Here is a 22,982-nt window from a genome sequence, read left to right as displayed (position 1 = left end):
CGATCATGACCGAACCCGTCTCGAGGTCGTCCAATGGCAGGATGCGCCACCGTGCCAATGGCATGGTGCGGATCGTCGAGAGTGGAACGGCGGCGACGCAGAAGGGACATCTCGAGCTCCGGGTGTGGCTGCGCCTGCTCGGCTGCTCCGGCAAGATGGAGAACATCCTCGGCCAGCGCCTGCGCAAGGAGTTCGGTACCTCGCTCGCCCGCTTCGACGTGCTGGCGCAGCTCGAACGCTTTCCCGATGGTCTTTCCATGTCGGAGCTGTCGCGACGGCTCCTCGTGTCCAACGGCGCGGTGACCGGATTGGTCGACAAGCTGGGTGAAGCGGGGCTGGTGTCGCGCCACGAGGATCCCAACGACCGCCGCAGCATGATCGTGAAGCTGACGCGCAAGGGCCGCGAGGTGTTCCAGCGCATGGCGCGGCGGCACGAGGAATGGGTAGTGTCGATCCTGGGCGAGCTCAGCGTCGAGGCGCAATCCGAGCTGCTGCAGAACCTGACGCTGCTGCAGCGCAATCTCGACCTGCACGGCAAGGGTTGAACGATGCGGTGTCGGCACAGAGCACATCTTCATTCTCCTCCCCAGCGATGCTGGGGATGTGTCCGCGTAATCGCGGACGGAGGGGTCATAGGTTTCAGTGGGGCTTTCGACCCCTCCGTCGCCGTAAGACGGCGACACCTCCCCAGCGATGCTGGGGAGGAGAATGAAGAGCGCGTCCTCTCTGATGGAAAGGGACGGTCTTGGAAATAGCAGTCCTGGGCGGCGGCAACGGATCGTTTGCGGCGGCGGGCGACTTTGCGCTGGCGGGGCACAGCGTGCGGATGTGGCGGCGCGACGGCGCCGCCGTTGCCTGCCACCGCGCGAGCGGCGGCGCCATCACGGTCAAGGATTTTCGCGGCAGCCACACGGCCACGCCGACGCTCGTCACGTCTGACATTGCCGAGGCTGTACGCGGCGCCGAGCTGATCGTCTGCCCGACGCCGGCCTTCGCTCAGGCCGATATCGCCCGGCACCTTGCCCCGCATCTTTCCGACGGGCAGGTCGTATTCCTGCCGCCGGGAACGCTGGGGTCGTTCCTGTTCGCCCAAGCCGCGCGACGGGCGGCTAATCGGGCGCGCGTGGCGTTTGCCGAGACCGGCACCTTGCCTTGGCTGGCGCGCAAGCACGGCCCGTACGAGGTGCAGATCTCCGCCCGCGGAAAACATCTGCCGACCGGCGTCTTTCCGCAGGCGAGCGCCGGCTGGGCGCTGACGGTTATCGAACGGGCCTTTCCAGGCGCGATCCGGCCGTGCGGCGATGCGCTGTCTGGCGCGCTGATGAATGCCGGCCCGATCATCCATCCGCCGCTCATCATCATGAACGCAGCGCCGCTCGAGCATTTCGAGAAGTGGGACATCCACAACGAAGGCACGCAGCCCGCTGTGCGTCGCGTCACCGATGCCCTCGACCGCGAGCGCGTGGCGATCCGCGAGGCGTTGGGCTATGGCGCGCCGCATTTCCCACTGGCCGATCACTACGCCGCGAGCGGGCCGGAATGGATGTACGGCCGCGGCTCGCACGAGCGGCTGACGAAATCAGGTGACTGGCGCGAGCGCATCGTTCTCCGCGAGCACCGCTACATGATCGAGGACGTGCGCATGGGGCTGGCGTTGCTGGCCTCGACGGCACGGCTCGCCGGCGTTGCCGTGCCCCTGGTCGAGGCCTTCCTGTCGATCGGCGGCGCGGTCTGCGACGAAGACTTTTCCCGGACCGGCCGCACCCTGGAGAGCGTCGGTCTCGGCGGTCTCGACCGCATCGGCGTGCAGAAGCTGCTGCGCGAGGGCTTCGCATGAGACAGCCGATCGCCCTGGTCGGCGCGGGGCGGATGGGCCGCGGCCTCGCCGTCGTGTTCGCCTATGCCGGTCATGACGTGGTATTGATCGACCTGAAGGAACGTCCCGTCGAGCAGTTCACGTCTCTCGCGAAGGAAGCGGAGAGCGAGATCATCGCGACCCTGGGCACGCTGGCGCGCCTCGGCGTCTGCGCCGCCGACCAGGCGCCGGCCATCGCCGCCCGCGTGCGCGTCGTTCCCTTGAGCGAGGCCGGCGCCGTGCTGCCTGATGCCGGCTTCATCTTCGAGGGCGTGCCGGAAGTGCTCGAGCAGAAGCGTGCAGCACTCGCCCTGGTGTCGCGCCTTGCCGGACCGCGGCCGATCATCGCCTCGACCACCTCGACCATCCTGGTCGACGATCTCGCCGAGGCGATCGAGCATCGCGAGCGGTTCCTCAACGCCCACTGGCTCAATCCGCCCTACCTGATGCCCCTGGTCGAGCTGTCGGTCGGCAAGGCGACGGGTGCCGACGCGGTGCAGACGCTGCGGGCTCTGCTCGACGGGATCGGCAAGGTCACCGTGCTCTGCGCGGCGACGCCGGGCTACATCGTGCCGCGCATCCAGGCGCTCGCGATGAACGAGGCGGCGCGCATGGTGGAGGAGGGGGTGGCCTCGGCCGAGGAGATCGACAAAGCGGTCAAGTATGGCTTCGGCTTGCGCTTTGCCGTTCTCGGCCTGCTCGAGTTCATCGACTGGGGCGGGGGCGACATTCTCTATTACGCCAGCCGCTATCTCACCCAGGCGCTGGGCAACGAACGCTACGCCGCGCCGGCGATCGTCGAGCGCAACATGCATGAGGGGAACATCGGCATGAAGACCGGCCGCGGCTTTCTCGACTACGACAAGCTCGACCACGAGCGCCATCGCCTCGAGCGGCTGGCGGCGTTCACGACGCTGCTGCGCGGTCTCGGCCTCGTCCGGCCGCCGGTGCTGTGACCATGGCCCGTGAATCGCTGGTCCATGAACCACTCGATGCCGGCCGCTTCTTCGCTCCCGGCGAGCGCAGCGTCGCGGTGATGCTGCAGGCCCAGGCCGACAAGTTCGGCGCCAGGCCGCTGGTTCAATCCGGCGGCAAGCGCTGGAGCTTTGCCGACGCCCCGCAACTTGCTGCCCGCGCTGCCGGTCGCCTGCATGAGGCCGGCGTGCGGCCGGGCGATCGCGTCGCCCTGATCTGCGAGAACCGACCGGAGTTCATCGAGGTATTCCTGGGCACAGCATGGCTCGGCGCCATCCTGGTGCCGATCAACACTGCCTCGCGCGGCCTGCAGCTGCGCCACATCCTGGAGAATTCCGGCGCCCGGCTGCTGGTGATCGAGGCGGCCCTGCTGAGCGCCCTCGAGCACGTCGATCTCGCGACCTTGCCGCTCCAGGCGATCTGGATCATCGACGAGCCGGTCGGCGCGCCACCCTCCGTCGTGCCGGCACAGGTGCTGCCGCCCCTGGGCGAGGCGATCGCCGCCGGGCCGGCGCGACCGAGCGACACGCTGGCGATTCTCTACACCTCGGGCACCACCGGGCCGTCCAAGGGCGTGTGCTGCCCACATGCGCAATTCTTCTGGTGGGGCGTCAACACCGCCCATCTGCTGGGTGTCGGCGAGAGCGACGTCCTCTGCACGACGCTCCCGCTCTTTCATACCAACGCCCTGAACACCTTCTTCCAGGCGATGCTGACCGGTGCCACGGCGAGCTTCGAAAGCCGGTTCTCCGCCTCAGCCTTCTGGACCACCCTGGCCGAGCGACAGGCGACGGTGACCTATCTGCTGGGCGCGATGGTGCCGATCCTGCTGTCGCGCGATCCGCACCCCGATGAACAGCGCCATTCGACGCGCATCGCCCTGGCGCCGGGCGTGCCGGGCCACTTCCATGCCGAGTTCACCCAGCGCACCGGCATCGGCCTGCTCGACGGCTACGGTTCGACCGAGACGAATTTCGTCATCGGCACGCCGCTCGGCGAGCAGAAGCCGGGTACCATGGGACGCATCTTCGAGGGCTTCGCCGCCCGCGTGGTCGACGACGACGACAACGAGGTGCCCGACGGCACGCCAGGCGAGCTCATCCTGCGGGCCGAGGCACCGTTCGCTTTCGGCACCGGCTATTTCGGCACCCCGGAGAAGACCGTCGAGGCGTGGCGCAATCTCTGGTTCCACAGCGGCGATCGGGTCATCCGCGAGCCCGATGGCTATTTCCGCTTCGTCGACCGCCTCAAGGACGCGATCCGCCGGCGCGGCGAGAACGTGTCCTCGTTCGAGGTGGAGCAGGTGCTGCTGAGCCACCCCGAGATCGCCACGGCCGCCGCCTTTCCGGTGCGTTCCGAGCTCGCCGAGGACGAGGTCATGGCGGCCATCGTCCTGCAGGCGGGCAGCACGCTCGACGCGGTGGCCGTCATCCGCTTCTGCGAGACCCGCATGCCGTACTTCGCCGTGCCGCGCTTCCTCGAGTTCGTCGATACCCTGCCGGCGACCGAGAACGGCAAGATCCAGAAGTACAAGCTGCGCGAACGTGGCATCACCGACCAGACCTGGGACCGCGAGGCCGCGGGGATCACGGTCAGGCGGCGGTGACGTTTTATTCCTATTCCTCCCCCGTAATCGGGGGAGGTGCCCCCGAAGGGGGCGGAGGGGGAAGGCCACCAGGAGATTCATTTAAGTCCGGCGTCGGAGTCATATGAATCTCGACTGAGGCCTTCCCCCTCCGCCCCGTATGACGGGGCACCTTCCTCGATTACGGGGGAGGAAGTTCCATTTTGACACCGTCAAAATTCGGCGATGTCTCAAGCGCGGACCAACTGCCGCAGGCGCCACGCGCGGCCCCGCCAATTTCCTGAACCGATTCAACGTCTTGTAGGCCATACTCCACGATTTTGGGGGAACCGTGACATCGTCACCCCCGATATGGTAACGGAAGATCAACAGCTAGAAAGGGACCAGCCGTCGAGATGACGGAAAGCGCCATCGCGGTCGCGTCGGATCATGCCGGCTTCGACCTCAAGGAGATACTCAAGCGTGACCTGCAGAGCGCCGGCCACGAGGTGCTCGATCTTGGCACCGGCTCCACGGAATCGGTCGACTATCCTGACTTTGGCAAGGCGATGGCCGACGCCATCGCGTCGGGCAAGGCGGGGCGCGGGGTTCTCGTCTGCGGCACCGGCATCGGCATCTCGATCGCCGCCAACCGCAATCCCGGGGTCCGCGCGGCAGTGGTTCATGACACGACATCGGCGCGCCTGGCGCGCGAGCACAACGACGCCAACGTCGTGGCGTTCGGCCAGCGGGTCATCGGCGTCGAAGTGGCACGCGAGGCGCTTCAGGTCTTTCTGAAAACCGACTGGGAAGGCGGCCGCCACGCGCGCCGCGTCGAAAAGCTTTCGAAGGGTTGTCAAAAATGAGTCAAGCCGCTGCCAGGCTGGGCGACGTGCCGCTGCCGATGTTCACCCGTGATCTCGCCGAATCGGATCCGGCGGTCGATGCCGTTCTCAAGGGCGAGCTGCATCGCCAGCGCGAGCAGATCGAGCTGATCGCCTCCGAGAACATCGTCTCCCGCGCGGTGCTCGAGGCCGCCGGCTCGGTGCTGACCAACAAATACGCCGAAGGCTATCCCGGCCGGCGCTACTACGGCGGATGCGAGGAGGTCGACAAGGCCGAGCAGCTCGCCATCGATCGCGCCTGCAAGCTGTTCGACTGCCGCTTCGCCAACGTCCAGCCGCACTCCGGCGCGCAGGCCAACCAGGCCGTGTTCATGGCGCTGCTCAAGCCCGGCGACACCTTCATGGGCATGGCGCTCGACCAGGGCGGCCATCTCACGCACGGCTCGCCCGCCAACCAGTCGGGCAAGTGGTTCAGGGTCGTGTCGTACGGCGTCAAGCCCGACAGCCATCTGATCGACTACGAGCAGATGGAGGAGCTGGCGCGGCGCGAGAAGCCGAAGCTGATCGTCGCCGGCGCGTCGGCTTATTCGCGCCACATCGACTGGGCACGCTTCCGCAAGGTTGCCGACGAGATCGGCGCCATGTTCATGGTCGACATGGCGCACTATGCCGGCCTGGTCGCCGCCGGCGTCTACCCGAGCCCGCTGCCGCATGCCCATGTCGTGACGACGACGACGCACAAGACCCTGCGCGGTCCGCGCGGCGGCATGGTGCTGTCGAACGACGTCGAGGTCGGCAAGAAGATCAATTCGGCGGTGTTCCCCGGCCTGCAGGGCGGCCCGCTGATGCACATCATCGCTGCCAAGGCGGTGGCGCTGGGCGAGGCGCTGCGCCCCGAGTTCAAGGTCTATGCCCAGAACGTCGTAGACAATGCGCGCGCGCTGTCGGCATCGCTGATCGAGCGCGGCCTCGCCATCGTCTCCGGCGGCACCGACAGCCACGTCATGCTGGTCGATCTGCGGCCCAAGAAGGCGACCGGTATCGCGGCGGAGAAGGTGCTCGACCGCGCCGGCATCACGGTGAACAAGAACAGCATCCCGGGCGATCCGGAAAAATTCACCGTGACGTCGGGCGTGCGGCTGGGTTCGCCGGCCGGCACGACGCGCGGATTCGGCGTCGCCGAGTTCCGCCAGATCGGCCATCTAATCGCCGACGTGCTCGACGGCATCGCCCGCAACGGGCCGGACGGCGACGCCCAGGTGGAGAGCCAAGTGCGCACCAAGGTGCACGCGCTCTGCGCCCGGTTTCCGATCTACCGCGACTGACGAAAGCGCAGGCAATAACCGGGGGGAGAAACAATGCGCTGTCCATTCTGCGGTCACGAGGACACACAAGTTAAGGACTCGCGACCAACCGACGACAATTCGGCGATCCGCCGGCGGCGCTACTGCCCGTCCTGCGGGTCGCGCTTCACCACCTTCGAGCGCGTGCAGCTGCGCGAGCTCACGGTGATCAAGAAGAACGGCCAGCGCGTCGCCTTCGACCGCGACAAGCTCGCGCGCTCGATCTCGGTCGCCTGCCGCAAGCGGCCGGTCGATCCCGAGCGCGTCGAGCGCGTCGTCAACGGCATCGTGCGCCGCCTGGAAAGCTCGGGCGAGAGCGAGATCCCCTCGACGCAGATCGGCGAGCTGGTGATGGACGCGCTGCGCGCGCTCGATCCGGTCGCCTATGTGCGCTTCGCCTCGGTCTATCGCAATTTCCGCGAGGCCCGGGATTTCGAGGAGTTCATCTCCGATCTCGCCGAGACGGCCAGCCTCAAGGACTGACGCGATGATGCGCGCGGCGCTCGCGCTGGCGCGCCGATCGTTGGGGCGCACCTGGCCCAACCCGGCCGTCGGCTGCGTCATCGTGCGCGACGGCAGGATTGTCGGGCGCGGCCGCACGCAGGATGGCGGCCGCCCGCATGCCGAGGTCGATGCGCTGCGGCAAGCTGGCGACCTGGCGAGGGGCGCGACGACCTACGTGACGCTGGAGCCGTGCTCGCATCACGGCCGCTCGCCGCCCTGCGCCGACGCCTTGATCGCGGCCGGCGTTTCCCGCGTCGTCTCGGCGCTCGAGGATCCCAATCCACAGGTCAACGGCCAGGGCCATGCCCGGCTGCGCGCGGCGGGCATCGCCGTGGAGGTCGGCGAGGGCGCGGCGGAGGCGGCCGAGATCAATGCCGGCTTCCTGCTGCGCGTACGCGAGGGCAGGCCGCTGATCCATCTCAAGCTGGCAACCTCGCTCGACGGCTGCGTCGCCACGGCGGCGGGCGAGAGCCAGTGGATCACCGGTCCCGAAGCACGGGCCTGGGGGCACCGCCTGCGGGCGACGCACGAGGCCATCCTGGTCGGCGCCAACACCGTGGCGCAGGACGATCCCGAGCTGACCTGCCGCCTGCCGGGCCTCGCACGATATTCGCCGATTCGGGTCGTGCTCGATACGCGGGCGCGTCTCGACCCGGCGTCCAGGCTGGCAACGACGGCACGCGCCCATCCGGTCTGGCTGATCTGCACCCCGGCCGCGCCCGCGGCCAAACGGGAGACGCTGCAGGCGCTGGGCGTCGAGCTCATCGAGGTCGCTCCCGATCCGGCCGGCCGGGTCGACGTCGCAGCCGCCGTCCGCGCGCTCGCCGCCCGTGGTATCATGCGCCTCATGGTCGAAGGCGGAGGCGAGGTGGCGGCCGCATTCCTCAAGACGGGCGAGGTCGATCGCCTGAGCATCTTTCGCGGCGGCTTGGCGCTGGGCGGGGACAGCCGCTCTGCGGTCGGCCCCCTGACGCTCGCGCGACTGGGTTTCGCGCCCCGGTTTACCCTGGTTTCGACGCGCGTGGTCGGCGGCGACACGCTGGAAACCTGGAGACGGGGGCCTTAAGTACGCGGCATGTTCACCGGAATTGTCACCGATGTCGGCGAGATCACGGCCATGACCCCGGGCGGTAGCCAGGGCGATCGCCGCTTCGTGATTCGCACGAGCCACGACATGGCGCCGATCGCCATCGGGGCATCGATTGCCTGCTCGGGTTGTTGCCTGACCGTGGTCGAGAAGGGGAAGGACTGGTTCGCCGTGGAAGTGTCCGGCGAAAGCCTTGCCAAGACCCATCTCGGCGATTGGCTCCAAGGCAGCCGGCTCAACCTCGAGCTGTCGCTCAAGCTGGGCGACGAGCTGGGCGGTCATCTGGTGTACGGACATGTCGACGGCGTCGGCAGCATCGTGTCCATGACCCCGGAAGGCGGCAGTGTACGCTTCGTCTTCGAGGCGCCGGCCGAGTTGGCCCGCTTCATCGCCGCCAAGGGGTCGATCGCGGTCGACGGCATCTCGCTCACGGTTAACGAGGTCGACGGCAACCGCTTCGGCATCAACATCATCTCGCACACCCAGGCGGTCACCACCCTGGGGCAGGCCGAGGTCGGCCAGCGGGTCAACCTTGAGGTCGACATGCTCGCGCGATACGTTCAGCGACTGTTGGAGCACGGAAGATCATGAGCGCGCTCGAAAAGGATGCCTGGCGGATCACCTTCTCGGAAGTGAAGGCGGCAGCCGAGGACATCATCGAAGAGGCCCGCCGCGGCCGGATGTTCATCCTTGTCGACGACGAAGATCGCGAGAACGAAGGCGATCTGGTGATCCCCGCCCAATGGGCGACGCCCGAGGCCATCAACTTCATGGCCAAGCATGCGCGCGGCCTGATCTGCCTGGCGCTGACGCGCGAGCGCGTCGAGCAGCTCGGCTTGGCGCTGATGGCGCGCAACAATGGCACCCGCCACCAGACCGCGTTCACCGTGTCGATCGAGGCGCGCGAGGGCGTGACCACCGGCATCTCGGCCGCCGATCGGGCGCGCACCGTGTCGGTGGCGATCGACCCGTCGTGCGGGCCGCAGGACATCGTCTCGCCGGGCCACGTGTTCCCGCTGGTGGCGCGCGACGGCGGCACGCTGGAGCGCACCGGCCATACCGAGGCCGCCGTCGACCTGGCGCGGCTCGCCGGGCTGACCCCGGCCGGCGTGATCTGCGAGATCATGAACGACGACGGCACGATGGCCCGTCGCAACGACCTGATCACTTTCGCCCAGCGTCACGGGCTCAAGGTCGGCACCATCGCCGATCTGATCGCCTATCGGCGGCGCTACGATTCGATCGTCAAGCGGCTTTCCGAGACTACCTTCGAGAGCATCTACGGCGGCGATTTCCGCTGCGTCATCTACGTCAACAAGGTGACCCTGGCGCAGCACATCGCGCTGGTGAAGGGCGACCCGGCGAGCGGCGGTCCGGTCACCGTGCGCATGCATGCCGTCAACATCTTCACCGACGCGCTGGGCCAGCGCGACACCGGTCGCGGCGGCGAGATCGAGGCGTCGATGAAGCTGATCGCCGAAGAGGGGCGCGGCGTCATCGTGCTGATCCGCGAGCCGCTGACGGTGATGCTGGCCGAGCAGCGCCGTCGCGCCGGCGAGCCGATCGCGCCGTCGGGCGGCGAGTTGCGCGACTACGGCGTCGGCGCCCAGATCCTGATCGACCTCGGGGTCAAGGAAATGGTCCTGCTGAGCAACAGCCGCAGGAGCGTCGTCGGCCTCGAAGGCTTCGGCCTCAAGATCGTCGGCCAGAAGCCGGTCCCCGGCCGCGCGGCACGCTGACCATGTCGACCCGGACGGAGACCCCGACGGCCCGCCCGCCGGTCGGCGGAGTGGCAGGTGCACGCATCCTGATCGTGGAATCGCGCTACTATCCGGAGATCGCCGATGCCCTGATCGCCGGCGCCGAGCGCGAGATCGTGCGCAATGGCGCGGTCTCCGAGCGCGTCGTCGTGCCGGGCGCCTTCGAGATCCCGGGGGCAATCGCCCTGGCGGCCGGCCATTACGACGGCTTCGTGGCGCTGGGCTGCGTCATCCGCGGCGAAACCTCGCACTACGACTATGTGTGCGGCGAGAGCGCGCGCGCGCTGATGGATCTGGCGGTTCAAAGCAAGCTCGCCATCGGCTATGGCATCGTCACCGTGAACACCTTCGAGCAAGCCCAGGCGCGAGCCTTCATCGATCGCGGCGACAAGGGGGGCGATTCCGCCCATGCCTGCCTTGCCATGGTGGCGCTGCGCCGGCGCTGGCCGCCGCAATGAGCCAACAGGCGACGCCGAGCCGCCGGCAGGCCGCGCGGCTTGCGGCGGTGCAGGCCCTGTACCAGTGGCAGGAGGGTGCGCACGGAGCCGGCGAGATCGTCGAGCAGTTCCTCAAGGTCCGCACCGGCGAGGCCGGGGAGGGCGGCATGCGGCGCGATGCCGACCGGCCGCTGTTCAAGGACGTGGTCGAAGGCACCGTGGCCAACAAGGACGCGCTCGAGCAGACCGTGTCGGCGGCGCTGTCCAAGGATTGGACATGGGCGCGCATCGATCGCCTGGTGCGGGCCATCCTGCTCGCCGGCGCCTATGAGCTCGTGCATCGCAAGGACGTGCCGCTCCGGGTGGCGATCAACGAGTACGTCGAGATCGCCCACGCCTTCTACGACCAGGGCGAGCCGAGCTTCGTCAACTCGGTGCTCGACCGGGTCGGACGCGATGTCCGCCCCGCTGAACTGGTGAGGTGAGCGGCTGATGGCGCGCACCGGGCGCATCGGCGAATTCGAGCTGATCGCCCGCTATTTTGCGCCGCTGGCAAGAGGCTTCACCGGTGCCGGAGGCCTGAAGAGCGACAATGCCTTCCTGTCGGGCGACGCCCGGCACGATCTTGTCGTCAAGACCGACACCGTGGTGGCCGGCGTCCATTTCCTGGGTGACGAGAAGCCGGGTCTTGTCGCTGCCAAGGCGCTGCGCGTGTGCCTCTCCGACCTTGCTGCAGGCGGCGGCACGCCGTTCGTCTACCAGCTCTCGCTGGCGCTCCCCGACGCCTGGACCGAAGCATGGGTTGCCGGCTTCGCGCGCGGCCTGGCGGCCGACCAGCGCCGCTACGGTATCGTGCTGTGCGGCGGCGACACGGTGGTCTCGCCCGGGCCGCTCACCGTCACCATCACGGCGTTCGGCAAGGTGCCGCGCGGGCGCGGCCTGACCCGTGCCGGCGGGCGCGCGGGCGACGAGCTGTGGGTGAGCGGCACGATCGGGGATGGTGCCCTGGGCCTGCGCGCCGCCCGCGGCCAGCTCATGAGCCCTGCGCTCGAGCGACGCTTCCGGCAGCCACAGCCGCGCACCACCCTCGGCGTCCGCCTCGTCGGCATCGCCACGGCGGCAGCCGACGTCTCCGACGGCCTGCTGGCCGACGCCGGCCATATTGGCGAGGCCTCGCGTGTGGGAATCGTCATCGAGCGCGACCGCGTGCCGCTGTCGGCGCCGGCGCGGCGGGCCGTCACCGCCGATCCCGATCTCTGGCCGGAAATCCTGGGCGGCGGCGATGACTACGAACTCGTATTCGCCGTGCCGCCGCGCCGGCGCCGTGCGCTGCTGCGCGCCGCCGATGCCGCCGGCGTAGCGGTGACGACCATCGGCACGGTGGGCGAGGGACGCGGTGTACGACTGACGATAGGCGGCCAACCGGCCCACGCACCGCGCCGCGGGTACGTGCATTTCTGATCCGGCCAGGCGGCTGCGTCTCGAAGCGCTGCTGGAGGCGCGCCAAGAGTCTCAGGGAAAAGTGCGGTCTTCCCAGGGCCAGCGCCAAGTCCTCTTGGGCGGCGGCGAGGGAGCTGGCGTCGGCTTCCGCAGCTCCTCCAGGCGGCGCTGCTCTTCGAGCCAGGCGCGGCGTTGAGCCTCTTCCCAGCGGGCAATCGCCGGCGCCGCCTTGGTGAAGAGCGTCGTCTTATTGTCGGCGCTGATGAAGCCGGTCGGCGGTTCGCCGTTTGCGCTCTGCCAGTCGGCGATCCTGGTGCGTGTGCGCGGGCCGAACACCCCATCGGCGCCGCCCGCGTCGAAGCCCAGGGACGTGAGCGCGACTTGGATCTTCTGTCGATCGCGCGTGCTGAGCTTCAAGGCCGTCTCGGCCTGCTCGGCTTCGGCCTTGAGCTGCTCCTCGCTCTTCTTCGGCTCGTCCGGCCGCGCCGCCTCCTGGGCGGGACGGTCGCGACGGCTCTGGACTTCCTCGATGGCGCGCGAGTCGGCGTCTTGCACCTTCAGGTCGTCGAGGACCGGGACGGTCGTGTCCCCCGGCGCAGCGGGCCGAGGCGACGTTGCTGGTGTCGGCGCGGGTGTGGGATCGGGCGGAGCGGCCGCGCTCGGCGCCGGCGTTGCAGGCGGTGAAGGCGGCGGTGCGGCTGAGGCAGGCGGAGGGACGACGGCAGGTGCCGGCGTCGCAGCCGGCAGAGGCGGCGGTGCAATCGAGGCAGCAGGAGGAGTCACGGCTGCTGGCGGCGTTGCCGTCGATGCAGGCGGGGACGCCGCGACCGGTGCAGGTGACGCATCCGGCGGGGGCGCCGGCGCAACCGCCGTCGATGCAGGCGCCGGCACCGCTGGCGGCAGAGGCGCCGGTTGTGATGTCGTGGTCGTCACGGGAGCACTGGCCGCCGGAGCGGCCGCCGACTGGGCTGGCGCAGAGGTCAGGGTGGCCGCCGGCGGGTAGGGGCCCGATCCGTTCGCCCCTGCCGACGGGGACGCAGCCGCCGGCGTGGGCGCCGATGCGATCGCCGGGCGCTGGTCGCGCGCGGTGAGAGCAAACAATGCATAGCCTAGCGCAAGCGCCACGACGACAGCTCCGGCCACCACGCCGTATCTCAGGCGATTGGGAGGAATGACTGGGGAGGCAGGCGGGAGCGGAAGCGCCGCAGGCGGCGGCGAAACCGACAGCGTTGCTGGCGGAACTGCCTGGGCGACGGGAGATTCTTCCTTGCCGAAGAGGATCTGCCGCCACGCCGCGATGTCTTGCGGCCGGGCTTCGATAGGCAAGCGCAGGCCGGCGTCGATACCCGTCAGCAGGTTCGCCGAGTAGCCGTTGACGCTCGCCTCCGCCGGAATCACGGAGGCGCCTTCGAACACGCGCTCCATGACGCTCGGCGGCACCTTGCCGGTCACCGCGGTGAATAGCGTTGCCGCCAGCCCGTATATGTCGGTCCACGGTCCCTGCTTGCCCGATGTCGATTGCTCAGGCGCGGCGTAGCCCGGCGTGAAAACCGCGGTAAGCGCTTGCGAGCGGTCGGCAATGGCGACGCGCGAGGCCCCGAAATCGATCAAGGTCGCGGCGTCGCCGGGCCCGAGAACGATGTTGGCCGGCTTGATATCGCGATGCAGGAAGCCGGCCGTGTGGATCTGCTCGAGGCCGTCGAGGAGCGGCGGCAGGATGCGATCGATGGTCTCTTGTGAAAGCCGCGGCTCGCTCTTCAGGCGCTGCGACATCGTCTCGCCCGACAGCAGCTCCATCACGACGTACGCCGTGCCGAACGCCTCGAGGAAGTCGTGCACGCGCACGACGGCCGGCACGTGGCCCAGCTTGGCGATGGTGCGTGCCTCGTCGAGGAAGCGATTGCGGCCCCACACGAAGTCGGTCGACATCTCGGTCGAGCGCGGCAGCACGGTCGAGCTTTCGTGGCGGATGGCGATGCCGGTCGGCAGGTACTCCTTCACGGCAACGTCGCGTCGCAGGTGGGTATCGTAGCAGCGATAGGTGATGCCGAAGCCGCCGAGGCCCAGCACCGACTCGATGCGATACCGTCCGATCATCACGCCGGCCGTCAGGGCGGCGTGATGTTCGGTGCGATCGACCTCGGGTCGTTTCGCAGTCGGCGCGTCGTCGGTCATTGCTGCAGTGCAAGCCTCGGGGACGTGAAGAGTGATTTTGAAACCCAGCCGCCCGCCTGTCTACGGCCGGTTGGGCAAGCTCATATTACAGCGAGCGGCTCGGAAATAGCAGGTCTGGGCTGCGCCGGCCCTCGTTCTAATCGCTTGGGGCGGAAGGGGGCGGCGACTATGGTGCGCGCCCGATGGATGGATCGAACAAGGTAGAGAGAACGGCGGCACAGTCTACCGGAGGCGCGATACCGCGTCGCGCCCTGCGCAACATCGCCCTGCTGGCGATCTGCCAGGCGCTGACCCAGAGCAGCAACACGCTGATGTTCGCCTCCTCTGCACTCGCTGTGCTGACCATCGTCTCGCCCGACATGCGCATGTGGGCAAATCTGCCGGTCACCATGCAGCATCTCGGAGTCATGCTCTCGGTTTTCCCGGCTTCGATTCTGATGATGCGGCGCGGCCGCAAGTTCGGCTTTCGCTCGGGCTCGGCGATGGGCATGGCGGGGGCGTCGTGCGCCGCCATCGGGCTCGGCCTCGCCAGCTTCCCGATCATGTGCATGGGCGGCCTGATGATGGGCTACGGCATCGCCAACATGCAGCTCTACCGCTTCGCCGCCGTCGAGCTGGCGCCCGGACATTTCCGCGCCCAGGCGATTTCCTACGTGACTGCGGGCGGCGTCATTGCCGGCATCATCGGGCCGGGGCTCGCGCGCTTCACGCCCGATTTGTGGCTGCCGACGTTCCAGGCGAGCTTCTGCGCCGTCATTTTCATCCACGCCATCGTCTTCGTGGTGCTGGGCTTCATCGAGTTCCCGACCGTGAAGGCGGAGGATTCGAGCGGCCCGCAGCGCTCCTTGTCCACCATCGTCACCCAGCCGGCCTACATGGTGGCCTGCGCTGGCGGCATGATCGCCTTCGGCGTCATGTCGTTCGTCATGGCCGCATCGCCGCTCGCCATCGTGCAGTGCGGCCTCGACAAGGGCGAGGCGCCGATCACGATCTTCGTCCACGTCATGGGCATGTTCGTGCCGGCCTTCTTCACCGGTCACCTGATCCAGCGGTTCGGCCTGTTCAACGTCATGACGGCGGGTATCGCATTGCTGGTGCTGGGCGTCGTGGTGGCCCTGATGGGAGTGACCGTATGGAACTTCCGGATCGCGCTCAGCCTGAACGGCGTCGGCTGGAATTTCCTGTTCGTCGGCGCGACCACGCTGCTCACCACCACCTATCGGCCGGCCGAGCGCGGCAAGGCGCAGGCGTTCAACGATTTCATGGTCTTCGGCACGACCACGGTAGCCAGCCTGATGGCGAGCGTGGTGCTCGAGATCGAGGGGTGGGCGATGCTCAACTACTTCGCCCTGGCGCTGGTCGTCGTTGCTCTCCTGGTGATCAGCGCCTATCGCCTTTTGCGCCCCTCGCGGGCGTAGAATTCCGGTCGCAGGCCGGAAGCCAAGCCCTTGAGGCAGCGGGGTTTTTCCCAGCGCGGGTTGCGCAGCGGGAAGCGTTCTGCCATTTTCCGGCCCGCCTTGCGCCGGGGAGAGACCGTACTTCAGCATGCGCCGGGCGGAGATTGCCGTAAAAACAACAGGTTAATTCAATATGTCCACCATCCTCTGGGCCGTCATCGCGTGCGGTGTCATCGCCGTCCTGTACGGCGTCGTCACCGCCTCGCGGGTCATGGCGGCCGATTCGGGCACTGCGCGGATGCAGGAGATTGCGCAGGCCGTGCAGGAGGGCGCCGCCGCCTACCTGCGCCGCCAGTACACCACCATCGCCATCGTCGGCGTGGTCGTGCTCGTGCTGCTCTTCATTCTGCTCGGCAAATACGCTGCCATCGGCTTCCTGATCGGCGCCGTGCTGTCCGGCGCGACCGGCTTCATCGGCATGAACGTTTCGGTGCGCGCCAACGTGCGAACCGCCGTCGCCGCCCAGAAGAGCCTGGGGCAGGGTCTCGACCTCGCCTTCAAGGCGGGCGCGGTTACCGGCATGCTGGTTGCGGGCTTGGCCCTGCTGGGCGTCGTCGGTTACTTCTCCGTGCTGATCAAGATGGGCGTGACCATCGGCAGCCGCGAGATGATCGACGGGTTGGTGGCGCTGGGCTTCGGTGCCTCGCTGATCTCGATCTTCGCCCGTCTGGGCGGCGGCATTTTCACCAAGGGCGCGGATGTCGGCGGCGACATGGTCGGCAAGGTCGAGGCCGGCATTCCGGAGGATGACCCGCGCAACCCGGCGACCATCGCCGACAACGTGGGCGACAATGTCGGCGACTGCGCCGGCATGGCGGCCGACCTGTTCGAGACTTACGCGGTGACCACGGTCGCCACCATGGTGCTGGCGTCGATTTTCTTCGCCGGCAACCAGGCCCTGGTCACCAAGCTGATGCTCTACCCGCTGGCCATCGGCGGCGTCTGCATCATCACCTCCATCATCGGCACCTACTTCGTGCGCCTCGGCTCCGACGGCAACATCATGTGGGCGATGTACAAGGGCGTGATCGCGGCCGCCGTGCTGTCGATCCCCGCCATCTGGTTCGTCACCGACTGGGTGGTCGGATCCGGCACGGAACTGAAGGTTGGTAATCTTACGTTCCACGGATCGACCTTGTTCTGGTGCGCGCTGGTCGGCCTCGCCGTCACCGGCCTGATCGTGTGGATCACCGAGTACTACACCGGTACCGACTACCGGCCGGTCAAGGCGGTCGCCCAGGCGTCGGTCACGGGCCACGGCACCAACGTCATTGCCGGCTTGGCGATGTCGATGGAAGCCACCGCCCTGCCGGCGCTGCTCATCTGTGCCGGCATCGTCGTTTGCTACCTGCTGGCCGGCCTGTTCGGCATCGCCATCGCCACCACCGCCATGCTGGCGCTGGCCGGAATGGTGGTGGCGCTCGACGCCTATGGCCCGGTCACCGACAACGCCGGCGGCATCGCCGAGATGTCGGGACTGCCGAAGGAAGTTCGCAAGAACACCGATGCGCTCGACGCCGTCGGCAACACGACCAAGGCCGTCACCAAGGGCTATGCCATCGCCTCGGCCGGCCTCGGCGCCCTGGTGTTGTTCGCGGCCTACACGTCGGACCTCGACTACTTCATCGCTCAGGGCAAGCTCGGGATCAAATCCGTCGAGTTCTCGCTCAAGAACCCCTACGTCGTGGTCGGCCTGCTGATCGGCGGCCTGCTGCCGTACCTGTTCGGCGGCATGTCGATGCTGGCGGTCGGCCGTGCCGCTCAGTCAGTCGTCGAGGAGGTTCGCCGGCAGTTCAAGGAAAAGCCCGGCATCATGGAAGGCAAGGACCGGCCTGATTATGGCCGCGCCGTCGACATGCTCACCAAGGCCGCGATCAAGGAGATGATGATCCCGTCGCTGCTGCCGGTGCTGTCGCCGATCGTGCTGTTCATCGTCATCAGCGCCATCGCCAACCGCGCCGACGCCTTCGCCGCGGTCGGCGCCATGCTGCTCGGCGTCATCGTCACCGGCCTGTTCGTCGCCATCTCGATGACGGCGGGCGGCGGTGCGTGGGACAATGCCAAGAAGTACATCGAAGAGGGTCACTTCGGAGGCAAGGGTTCGGAAGCCCACAAGGCTGCCGTCACCGGCGACACCGTCGGCGATCCCTACAAGGACACCTCTGGCCCGGCGGTGAACCCGATGATCAAGATCACCAATATCGTGGCCCTGCTGCTGCTCGCCGTGCTCGCGCACTGAGCGGCCTTGCAGGAGTCAAAGCAAGAGCCCCGGTCGCAAGACCGGGGCTTTTCATTTGCGCTGTTCATCCCCGGAGCTGGCGCCTGTTCCTGTGCCTCAACCCGGGAGAATGCCCTTCTAGCCGCCGCCGCCGGTGGGCGCTCCGGGGTTGCCGCCGGTCTGCTTGGCCGGGCCGGTGAACTTGCCGACGTTGCCAAGCAGCTGCTCGAGGACGGTGAGCTCCTTGCCCGAGGTCGGCGTGATCCGCGCCACCATGGTGATGTCCTTGGCGTCCTCGAGATCGTAGTACTTGAGCGAGGAGATGCGACCGGAATCGTTGAATGTGATCTGGATGACGTTCTGCTCGCTGATCCAGGGTCGCTTGGGTCCCCAGGATTCCTGCTTCTGGCTGATGTAGTACCAAACGTTGGGATTGAACGTCGCGACCGCGGACGGCGAGCCGATCAGGCGCTGCACGTCCTCGCGGCTCTGGGTGTTGACCTCAAGCTTGTCGACCGAGCCGGGCGACGGCGCGAATCCGCGGATGGCGGTACTGCTCTCGCACGCGGCCACGGCGAGCAGGGCGAGGGCGAGCGGGACGGCGCGACGCATGGACTGGTTCTTTGTTTCGTCGGAGAGAAGGGCTGAGCGGAAGATGTCGCGACGGGCGCGGCAGGTCAACCGCGCTAGCCAAGAGGCCCGTCGCCGGTGTTTCGCCGCCGCAAGCCAGAAGATGCCTTCGCCACCGCCCTCTATACCCGGACGGCCGAGCGGGCCCGTGCGCCGGAGCTGTTCGAGGCGTGCGGCATTCCCGATACCCTCGACGGCCGCTTCGATGCGCTTGCCTTGCATGCCGCGCTCGCGATCGATCGCCTGCGCCGGGAACCGGATGGCGAAGCCCTGGCGCAGGCATTTTTCGACGCCATGTTCCGCCACCTCGATCTCACCCTGCGCGAGATCGGCGTCCAGGATCTGGGCGTCGGGCGGCGCATCAAGATCATGGCCGAGGGGCTGCATGGCCGGGCGCTCGCCTATCGGGAGGCGCTCGTCGGAACGTCCGATCAGCTACTTGAGGCCTTGCGCCGCAACGCCTATGGCGGTAGGCCGCCTGTCGACGATCAGGCCGTGGAACGGCTTGCCGGCCATGTACGGCAGTATGCGGCGTGGCTGGCGGAAACACCGCGCAACCTCCTGGTCAAGTAGATAAAAAAGATGTCGCAAGTACCTCAAAAAGAAACAAAATCAGAAATCGAGAGAGTCGTCGACCTGGACCGCATGGGACCGGGCGGCGCGGCTCTCGACATCGTCGCAAGCGACAGCGAGCGAGCGGCGCTGGCCAAGCGGTTCGGCTTTCTCGGCCTTCCGGCCCTGTCGGCCCGGGTGACCGTCGATCGCCGGCTGGGCGGCCAGATCGTCGTCGAAGGGCGCCTGCGCGGACGGATCGTGCAAGCCTGCGTGCTCACCCTCGACCCCGTGAACCAGGATCTGGACGACACCTTCCGCATCGTCTTCAAGAAGGACCTTTCCGACGACCGCGACCCCGAGAACGGCGAGGCGGTGCTGAGTGCGCAGGCCGATGCGCCGGAGCCGTTGTCGGGAAACCTGCTCGACGTCGGCGAGATCGTCGCCGAGCAGCTGTCGCTCGCCGCCGACCCGTATCCCCGGCGGCCGGGCGCCCGGCTCGAGGACGTGATGCCCAAGCCGCGCCATCCAGGCCGCCGCGGGCCGCCGGACCAGCGCCGGCATCCTTTCGCCGGCCTGGCGGCGCTCAGAGACAAACCGGGCCGCGGACGCTAAATTCTTGCGGTGATGGTGGGTTTTGGCTAGAGAAGCCGGCCCGCCGCGCCGCTAGAGCGCGGCTGCAGCGTTTTTTGGGGCAGGCTGCCGGTGCCGCCCCGTCGTGGAGATTGTCATGGCCGTTCCCAAGAAGAAGGTTTCGAAGTCCCGCCGCAACATGCGCCGGGCCCACCACGCCGTGCCCTCGATGGCCTATGTCGAGTGCAAGAATTGCGGCGAGCTGAAGCGGCCGCACGCGGTGTGCTCGCATTGCGGCTACTATCGCGAGGACATGCCGGTCCTGGCCGACAGCACGTCGGCCGAGAAGTAGACCAGGCACGCTGCCGGCGATGCGCTGGCATCCGACAGGCAGGAATACGTGGTGAGCGGGGGCAAGATCGTCCTGGCGCTCGACGGCATGGGTGGTGATCGTGCGCCCGATGTCGTGGTGACCGGCGCCGATATTGCGCGCGAACGTTACCCGGGCACGAGCTTCCTGCTGTTCGGGGATCCGGCGCGGCTGAAACCGCTGGTCGACAAGCGCAAGGGCCTGGCGTCGGTGCTCGAGATCGTGGCGGCGGAGGACGCGGTGCTGGCCGAGGACAAGCCGTCCTTCGCGCTGCGCCGCCGCCGCAAGTCGAGCATGTGGCTGGCCGTCGAAGCGGCGGCGCAGGGGCGCGCCGACACCGTGGTATCGGCGGGCAATACCGGCGCGCTGCTGGCCATCTCGATGGTGGCGATGCGCATGCTGCCGGGCGCGCATCGGCCGGCGCTCGCGTCGTTCCTGCCGACCGCGCGCGGCGAGACCGTGATGCTCGATCTGGGCGCCAATCTCGATTGCGACGCCGACAATCTTGCCGAGTTCGCGGTGATGGGCAGCGTCTTCGCGCAAGTGCTGCTCGGCCTCGATCGCCCCCGGGTCGGCCTGCTCAATGTCGGCTCCGAGGAAATGAAGGGTCACGAGGAACTGCGGCAGGCCGCTGCACTGCTGCGCGCCGAAGGCTCGCCGGTCGACTTCCACGGCTTCGTCGAGGGTGATGATATCGGTTCCGGCAAGATCGACGTCGTGGTGGCCGACGGCTTCACCGGCAATGTCGCGCTGAAGGCGATCGAAGGCACCGCCAAGCTCTACACCCAGTGGGTGCGCGAGGTCTTCCGGACGTCGACCTTCGCCAAGATCGGCGGCCTGTTCGCGTACGGCGCCTTTCGCAAGATGCGCAAGCGCGTCGACCCGCGGCGCTACAATGGCGGCGTGTTCCTTGGCCTCGACGGCGTGTGCGTGAAGAGCCATGGCGGCACGGACGCGCTGGGTTTCGCCTATGCCATCGGCGTCGCAGTCGACCTCGTGCGCTACGAGTACAAGAGCAAGCTGATCGAGGGGTTGGGCAGGCTGCAGCACGTGCGGTCGCCGGCCGAGGCGCCGTCGACGTCGGCGCTGCAGGCAAGCGGAGGGGCTGCGTGATTCGTTCGGTCGTACAGGGGTGCGGCGCCTACCTGCCGGAGAGGGTCGTCACCAACGACGAGCTTGCCAAGACCCTGGACACCTCGGACGACTGGATTCGCCAGCGTACCGGCATCCGCCAGCGCCACATCGCGGCCGATGGCGAGTTCACCTCGCATCTCGCGATCAAGGCGGCGCAGCGTGCTCTCGACCATGCCGGGCTCACGGTCGCCGATCTCGATCTGATCGTGCTCGCCACGGCGACTCCGGACGAAACCTTTCCCGCCACCGCGACCCGCGTGCAGGCGGCGCTCGGCATGACCAAGGGGGCTGCGTTCGATGTCCAGGCGGTGTGCGCGGGCTTCGTCTACGGCGTGTCGGTGGCCGACAGCCTGTTGCGCAGCAGTGTCGCCTCGACGGCCCTGGTGATCGGCGCCGAGACCTTCTCGCGCATCCTCGACTGGAACGACCGCGGCACCTGCGTGCTGTTCGGTGACGGCGCCGGCGCGATCGTGCTCAAGGCCGAGCAGGGCGCCGGCACGTCGGCCGATCGCGGCATTCTCGCCAACGCGCTGCATTCCGACGGCCGCCAGCACGACATCCTCTATGTCGATGGCGGCCCGTCCTCGACCAGGACCACCGGCTATCTGCGCATGGAGGGCAAGGAAGTCTTCAAGCACGCCGTGGTCAACATGGCGGCGGTGGTCGGCGAGGTGCTGGAGAAGGCCGGTCTTCAGGCCACCGACATCGATTGGCTGGTGCCGCATCAGGCCAACAAACGCATCATCGACGGCACCGGCCGCAAGCTCGGCCTGCCGCCCGAGCGCGTCGTGGTCACCGTCGATCGGCATGCCAACACGTCGGCCGCCTCGATCCCGCTCGCCCTCGACGTGGCCGTCAAGGACGGCCGAATCCAGCGCGGCGATCTGCTGCTGCTGGAAGGGATCGGCGGCGGCTTGGCCTGGGGTGCCTCGCTGGTGCGCTGGTAGGCATCGTCAAGACGCGAGAGGCGCAACGGAAGGCGAACAGACGCCAATTAAAGGCCAGCGTCTATCCTCCTGATATTGACCGCTTTCCCACCTTAGAGTAAGGATTAACTAAGGGGGAAAGAGGGTACCGGATGGAAGAAGGCCGGACAATCACGCGTGCCGATCTGAGCGAGTCGGTGTTCCAGGAAGTGGGCCTGTCTCGCAACGAATCGAGCGATCTGGTCGAGACAATCTTGTCGGAGGTTGTCGAAGCCTTGGCGCGTGGCGAATCGGTGAAGGTTTCCTCATTTGGAAGCTTCACGGTTCGCGACAAGGGCCAGCGTGTCGGTCGCAATCCAAAGACCGGGCAGGAGGTCCCGATCCTGCCGCGGCGGGTACTCGTCTTTCGAGCGTCGAACGTTCTCAAATCTCTGATCAATGGGGCGCCCGACGAGAGCAAGGGACAGTAGTCAATCGGGGGGTAGGTCATGGCCGTTTCGGTTCAGGCCACGGAAAGGCGGGTCGAGAAATCGGCGCAGGCGTTTCGCACCATCAGCGAAGTCGCCACCGAGCTCGACGTGCCTCAGCACGTGTTGCGCTTCTGGGAAAGCAAGTTCAGCCAGGTCCGTCCGCTGAAGCGCGGCGGCGGCCGACGTTACTACCGGCCGGAGGATATCGATCTTCTGCGCCGGATCCGGTCCCTGCTGTACGAGGACGGTTACACTATCAAGGGCGTTCAGCGCCTGCTGAAGGAAGGCCGCGGGCGGCTGCCGCCGCAGCAGCAGCGGCTCGATCTCGCCGCCGAGAGTGCCCTGGAAAGCCTGCGGATCGTCTCGGCACGCGCCGAGGCGATGGCGCAGGGCAACCAGCGCCAGCCGCTGCCCCGGACCGGGCCGCAGCCGGCGACCAACACGCCGCGGGCCACCATGCTCGACCTTCACAAGCGGCGCGAAATCGAAGCCGTGCTCGAGGATCTCGAGCAGGCGCTGACCCAATTGCGCAGCACGCTCAAGACGAACAACTGATCAGGGGCTGACACGCCACCGGGGGGTCGCGGGTCGGGGTCTTGCCAGGGTTCGGGATACCCACGAAGTCGGGTGGAGAGCGCGAAGAAAGGGCTGTAACCACCTGATCATC

General features: G+C 67.7%; 24 protein-coding genes. 22 read left to right on the top strand and 2 right to left on the bottom strand.

Going from position 1 to position 22,982, the window contains the following annotated elements:
• Nucleotides 1-5 precede the first annotated feature (5 nt).
• The 13 genes from ACILR9_RS03845 (at nt 6) to thiL (ending at nt 11,831) form a co-directional block, all read left to right on the top strand.
• Nucleotides 6-545 (top strand): MarR family winged helix-turn-helix transcriptional regulator, encoded by a 540-nt coding sequence (locus tag ACILR9_RS03845; RefSeq protein ID WP_395708574.1) that lies wholly within the window; start codon nt 6-8, stop codon nt 543-545.
• Between the two features lie 200 nt (nt 546-745).
• A complete protein-coding gene (locus ACILR9_RS03840) occupies nt 746-1,837 on the top strand; it encodes an NAD/NADP octopine/nopaline dehydrogenase family protein (protein WP_395708573.1) in 1,092 nt (363 codons plus the stop codon).
• Nucleotides 1,834-2,811: a 3-hydroxybutyryl-CoA dehydrogenase gene (locus ACILR9_RS03835; protein ID WP_395708572.1), complete on the top strand. Its 978-nt coding sequence runs from the start codon at nt 1,834-1,836 to the stop codon at nt 2,809-2,811. Before ACILR9_RS03840 ends, ACILR9_RS03835 begins: the two co-directional genes overlap by 4 nt.
• 2 nt (nt 2,812-2,813) lie before the next feature.
• On the top strand, nt 2,814-4,436 hold the full coding sequence (locus ACILR9_RS03830; protein WP_395708571.1) for an ATP-dependent acyl-CoA ligase: 1,623 nt from the start codon (nt 2,814-2,816) through the stop codon (nt 4,434-4,436).
• A 374-nt stretch (nt 4,437-4,810) separates the two neighbouring features.
• Entirely contained in the window at nt 4,811-5,260 is a 450-nt protein-coding gene (gene rpiB, locus ACILR9_RS03825; RefSeq protein ID WP_395708570.1) for a ribose 5-phosphate isomerase B, read from the top strand.
• Nucleotides 5,257-6,564 carry a serine hydroxymethyltransferase gene (glyA, locus tag ACILR9_RS03820; RefSeq protein WP_395708569.1) on the top strand — a complete coding sequence of 436 codons (1,308 nt, stop codon included), beginning with the start codon at nt 5,257-5,259 and terminating at the stop codon, nt 6,562-6,564. The genes rpiB and glyA overlap by 4 nt, the downstream gene beginning before the upstream one ends.
• A 33-nt stretch (nt 6,565-6,597) precedes the next feature.
• Complete coding sequence (gene nrdR, locus ACILR9_RS03815) at nt 6,598-7,065, top strand: transcriptional regulator NrdR (RefSeq protein ID WP_395708568.1); 468 nt, start codon at nt 6,598-6,600, stop codon at nt 7,063-7,065.
• A gap of 4 nt (nt 7,066-7,069) precedes the next feature.
• Complete coding sequence (gene ribD, locus ACILR9_RS03810) at nt 7,070-8,152, top strand: bifunctional diaminohydroxyphosphoribosylaminopyrimidine deaminase/5-amino-6-(5-phosphoribosylamino)uracil reductase RibD (RefSeq protein ID WP_395708567.1); 1,083 nt, start codon at nt 7,070-7,072, stop codon at nt 8,150-8,152.
• 9 nt (nt 8,153-8,161) lie between these two features.
• Nucleotides 8,162-8,764: a riboflavin synthase gene (locus tag ACILR9_RS03805; RefSeq protein ID WP_395708566.1), complete on the top strand. Its 603-nt coding sequence runs from the start codon at nt 8,162-8,164 to the stop codon at nt 8,762-8,764.
• Entirely contained in the window at nt 8,761-9,912 is a 1,152-nt protein-coding gene (gene ribB, locus ACILR9_RS03800) for a 3,4-dihydroxy-2-butanone-4-phosphate synthase (RefSeq protein WP_395708565.1), read from the top strand. The genes ACILR9_RS03805 and ribB overlap by 4 nt, the downstream gene beginning before the upstream one ends.
• Nucleotides 9,913-9,914: 2 nt before the next feature.
• A complete protein-coding gene (gene ribH / locus ACILR9_RS03795) occupies nt 9,915-10,391 on the top strand; it encodes a 6,7-dimethyl-8-ribityllumazine synthase (RefSeq protein ID WP_395708564.1) in 477 nt (158 codons plus the stop codon).
• The gene (gene nusB / locus ACILR9_RS03790; RefSeq protein ID WP_395708563.1) at nt 10,388-10,855 is read left to right on the top strand and encodes a transcription antitermination factor NusB; all 468 of its coding nucleotides are present in this window, start codon (nt 10,388-10,390) and stop codon (nt 10,853-10,855) included. Before ribH ends, nusB begins: the two co-directional genes overlap by 4 nt.
• A gap of 7 nt (nt 10,856-10,862) precedes the next feature.
• Nucleotides 10,863-11,831: a thiamine-phosphate kinase gene (thiL, locus tag ACILR9_RS03785; protein ID WP_395708562.1), complete on the top strand. Its 969-nt coding sequence runs from the start codon at nt 10,863-10,865 to the stop codon at nt 11,829-11,831.
• A gap of 51 nt (nt 11,832-11,882) precedes the next feature.
• On the opposite strand, the gene ACILR9_RS03780 is transcribed toward thiL, so the two are convergent.
• On the bottom strand, nt 11,883-13,985 hold the full coding sequence (locus tag ACILR9_RS03780) for a protein kinase domain-containing protein (protein WP_395708561.1): 2,103 nt from the start codon (nt 13,983-13,985) through the stop codon (nt 11,883-11,885).
• 182 nt (nt 13,986-14,167) lie between these two features.
• Here ACILR9_RS03780 and ACILR9_RS03775 point away from each other — a divergent pair, with 182 nt between their 5' ends.
• Both ACILR9_RS03775 and ACILR9_RS03770 read left to right on the top strand, forming a co-directional pair.
• A complete protein-coding gene (locus tag ACILR9_RS03775) occupies nt 14,168-15,403 on the top strand; it encodes an MFS transporter (RefSeq protein ID WP_395708560.1) in 1,236 nt (411 codons plus the stop codon).
• A 172-nt stretch (nt 15,404-15,575) separates the two neighbouring features.
• Complete coding sequence (locus ACILR9_RS03770; RefSeq protein ID WP_395708559.1) at nt 15,576-17,681, top strand: sodium-translocating pyrophosphatase; 2,106 nt, start codon at nt 15,576-15,578, stop codon at nt 17,679-17,681.
• Between the two features lie 117 nt (nt 17,682-17,798).
• Here the strand turns inward: ACILR9_RS03770 and ACILR9_RS03765 are convergent, their stop codons facing one another.
• Nucleotides 17,799-18,272, bottom strand: a complete 474-nt coding sequence (locus ACILR9_RS03765; protein ID WP_395708558.1) for an outer membrane protein assembly factor BamE — start codon at nt 18,270-18,272, stop codon at nt 17,799-17,801.
• A 96-nt stretch (nt 18,273-18,368) separates the two neighbouring features.
• On the opposite strand from ACILR9_RS03765, the gene ACILR9_RS03760 reads away from it, so the two are divergent.
• The 7 genes from ACILR9_RS03760 (at nt 18,369) to ACILR9_RS03730 (ending at nt 22,870) form a co-directional block, all read left to right on the top strand.
• Nucleotides 18,369-18,863: a ubiquinol-cytochrome C chaperone family protein gene (locus ACILR9_RS03760; protein ID WP_395708557.1), complete on the top strand. Its 495-nt coding sequence runs from the start codon at nt 18,369-18,371 to the stop codon at nt 18,861-18,863.
• Between the two features lie 72 nt (nt 18,864-18,935).
• Nucleotides 18,936-19,457, top strand: a complete 522-nt coding sequence (locus ACILR9_RS03755) for a YceD family protein (protein ID WP_395708556.1) — start codon at nt 18,936-18,938, stop codon at nt 19,455-19,457.
• Between the two features lie 115 nt (nt 19,458-19,572).
• Nucleotides 19,573-19,767: a 50S ribosomal protein L32 gene (gene rpmF, locus ACILR9_RS03750; protein WP_395708555.1), complete on the top strand. Its 195-nt coding sequence runs from the start codon at nt 19,573-19,575 to the stop codon at nt 19,765-19,767.
• A gap of 51 nt (nt 19,768-19,818) precedes the next feature.
• A complete protein-coding gene (gene plsX / locus ACILR9_RS03745) occupies nt 19,819-20,898 on the top strand; it encodes a phosphate acyltransferase PlsX (RefSeq protein ID WP_395708554.1) in 1,080 nt (359 codons plus the stop codon).
• Nucleotides 20,895-21,866 carry a beta-ketoacyl-ACP synthase III gene (locus tag ACILR9_RS03740; protein ID WP_395708553.1) on the top strand — a complete coding sequence of 324 codons (972 nt, stop codon included), beginning with the start codon at nt 20,895-20,897 and terminating at the stop codon, nt 21,864-21,866. The genes plsX and ACILR9_RS03740 overlap by 4 nt, the downstream gene beginning before the upstream one ends.
• A 131-nt stretch (nt 21,867-21,997) precedes the next feature.
• Complete coding sequence (locus ACILR9_RS03735; protein WP_395708552.1) at nt 21,998-22,315, top strand: integration host factor subunit alpha; 318 nt, start codon at nt 21,998-22,000, stop codon at nt 22,313-22,315.
• 18 nt (nt 22,316-22,333) lie between these two features.
• Entirely contained in the window at nt 22,334-22,870 is a 537-nt protein-coding gene (locus tag ACILR9_RS03730; RefSeq protein WP_395708551.1) for a MerR family transcriptional regulator, read from the top strand.
• Nucleotides 22,871-22,982 lie beyond the last annotated feature (112 nt).

It is taken from the genome of Reyranella sp. (assembly GCF_044224635.1).
In the GTDB taxonomy this organism is placed as follows: domain Bacteria; phylum Pseudomonadota; class Alphaproteobacteria; order Reyranellales; family Reyranellaceae; genus Reyranella.
The sequence above is the reverse complement of the archived record's forward strand: the minus strand, read 5'-3'. Positions and strand labels throughout refer to the sequence as shown.

Bases quoted from the DNA above. Each gene is read 5' to 3' on its own strand.
- ACILR9_RS03835 (WP_395708572.1), top strand. From the start codon at position 1,834: ATGAGACAGCCGATCGCCCTGGTCGGCGCGGGGCGGATGGGCCGCGGC.
- ACILR9_RS03845 (WP_395708574.1), top strand. From the start codon at position 6: ATGACCGAACCCGTCTCGAGGTCGTCCAATGGCAGGATGCGCCACCGT.
- nrdR (WP_395708568.1), top strand. From the start codon at position 6,598: ATGCGCTGTCCATTCTGCGGTCACGAGGACACACAAGTTAAGGACTCG.
- ribD (WP_395708567.1), top strand. From the start codon at position 7,070: ATGATGCGCGCGGCGCTCGCGCTGGCGCGCCGATCGTTGGGGCGCACC.
- rpiB (WP_395708570.1), top strand. From the start codon at position 4,811: ATGACGGAAAGCGCCATCGCGGTCGCGTCGGATCATGCCGGCTTCGAC.
- ACILR9_RS03770 (WP_395708559.1), top strand. From the start codon at position 15,576: ATGTCCACCATCCTCTGGGCCGTCATCGCGTGCGGTGTCATCGCCGTC.
- ACILR9_RS03830 (WP_395708571.1), top strand. From the start codon at position 2,814: ATGGCCCGTGAATCGCTGGTCCATGAACCACTCGATGCCGGCCGCTTC.
- nusB (WP_395708563.1), top strand. From the start codon at position 10,388: ATGAGCCAACAGGCGACGCCGAGCCGCCGGCAGGCCGCGCGGCTTGCG.
- ACILR9_RS03805 (WP_395708566.1), top strand. From the start codon at position 8,162: ATGTTCACCGGAATTGTCACCGATGTCGGCGAGATCACGGCCATGACC.
- ACILR9_RS03765 (WP_395708558.1), bottom strand. From the start codon at position 18,272: ATGCGTCGCGCCGTCCCGCTCGCCCTCGCCCTGCTCGCCGTGGCCGCG.
- ACILR9_RS03780 (WP_395708561.1), bottom strand. From the start codon at position 13,985: ATGACCGACGACGCGCCGACTGCGAAACGACCCGAGGTCGATCGCACC.
- ACILR9_RS03755 (WP_395708556.1), top strand. From the start codon at position 18,936: ATGGGACCGGGCGGCGCGGCTCTCGACATCGTCGCAAGCGACAGCGAG.
- glyA (WP_395708569.1), top strand. From the start codon at position 5,257: ATGAGTCAAGCCGCTGCCAGGCTGGGCGACGTGCCGCTGCCGATGTTC.
- ribH (WP_395708564.1), top strand. From the start codon at position 9,915: ATGTCGACCCGGACGGAGACCCCGACGGCCCGCCCGCCGGTCGGCGGA.
- ribB (WP_395708565.1), top strand. From the start codon at position 8,761: ATGAGCGCGCTCGAAAAGGATGCCTGGCGGATCACCTTCTCGGAAGTG.
- ACILR9_RS03730 (WP_395708551.1), top strand. From the start codon at position 22,334: ATGGCCGTTTCGGTTCAGGCCACGGAAAGGCGGGTCGAGAAATCGGCG.
- thiL (WP_395708562.1), top strand. From the start codon at position 10,863: ATGGCGCGCACCGGGCGCATCGGCGAATTCGAGCTGATCGCCCGCTAT.
- ACILR9_RS03775 (WP_395708560.1), top strand. From the start codon at position 14,168: ATGGATGGATCGAACAAGGTAGAGAGAACGGCGGCACAGTCTACCGGA.
- ACILR9_RS03735 (WP_395708552.1), top strand. From the start codon at position 21,998: ATGGAAGAAGGCCGGACAATCACGCGTGCCGATCTGAGCGAGTCGGTG.
- rpmF (WP_395708555.1), top strand. From the start codon at position 19,573: ATGGCCGTTCCCAAGAAGAAGGTTTCGAAGTCCCGCCGCAACATGCGC.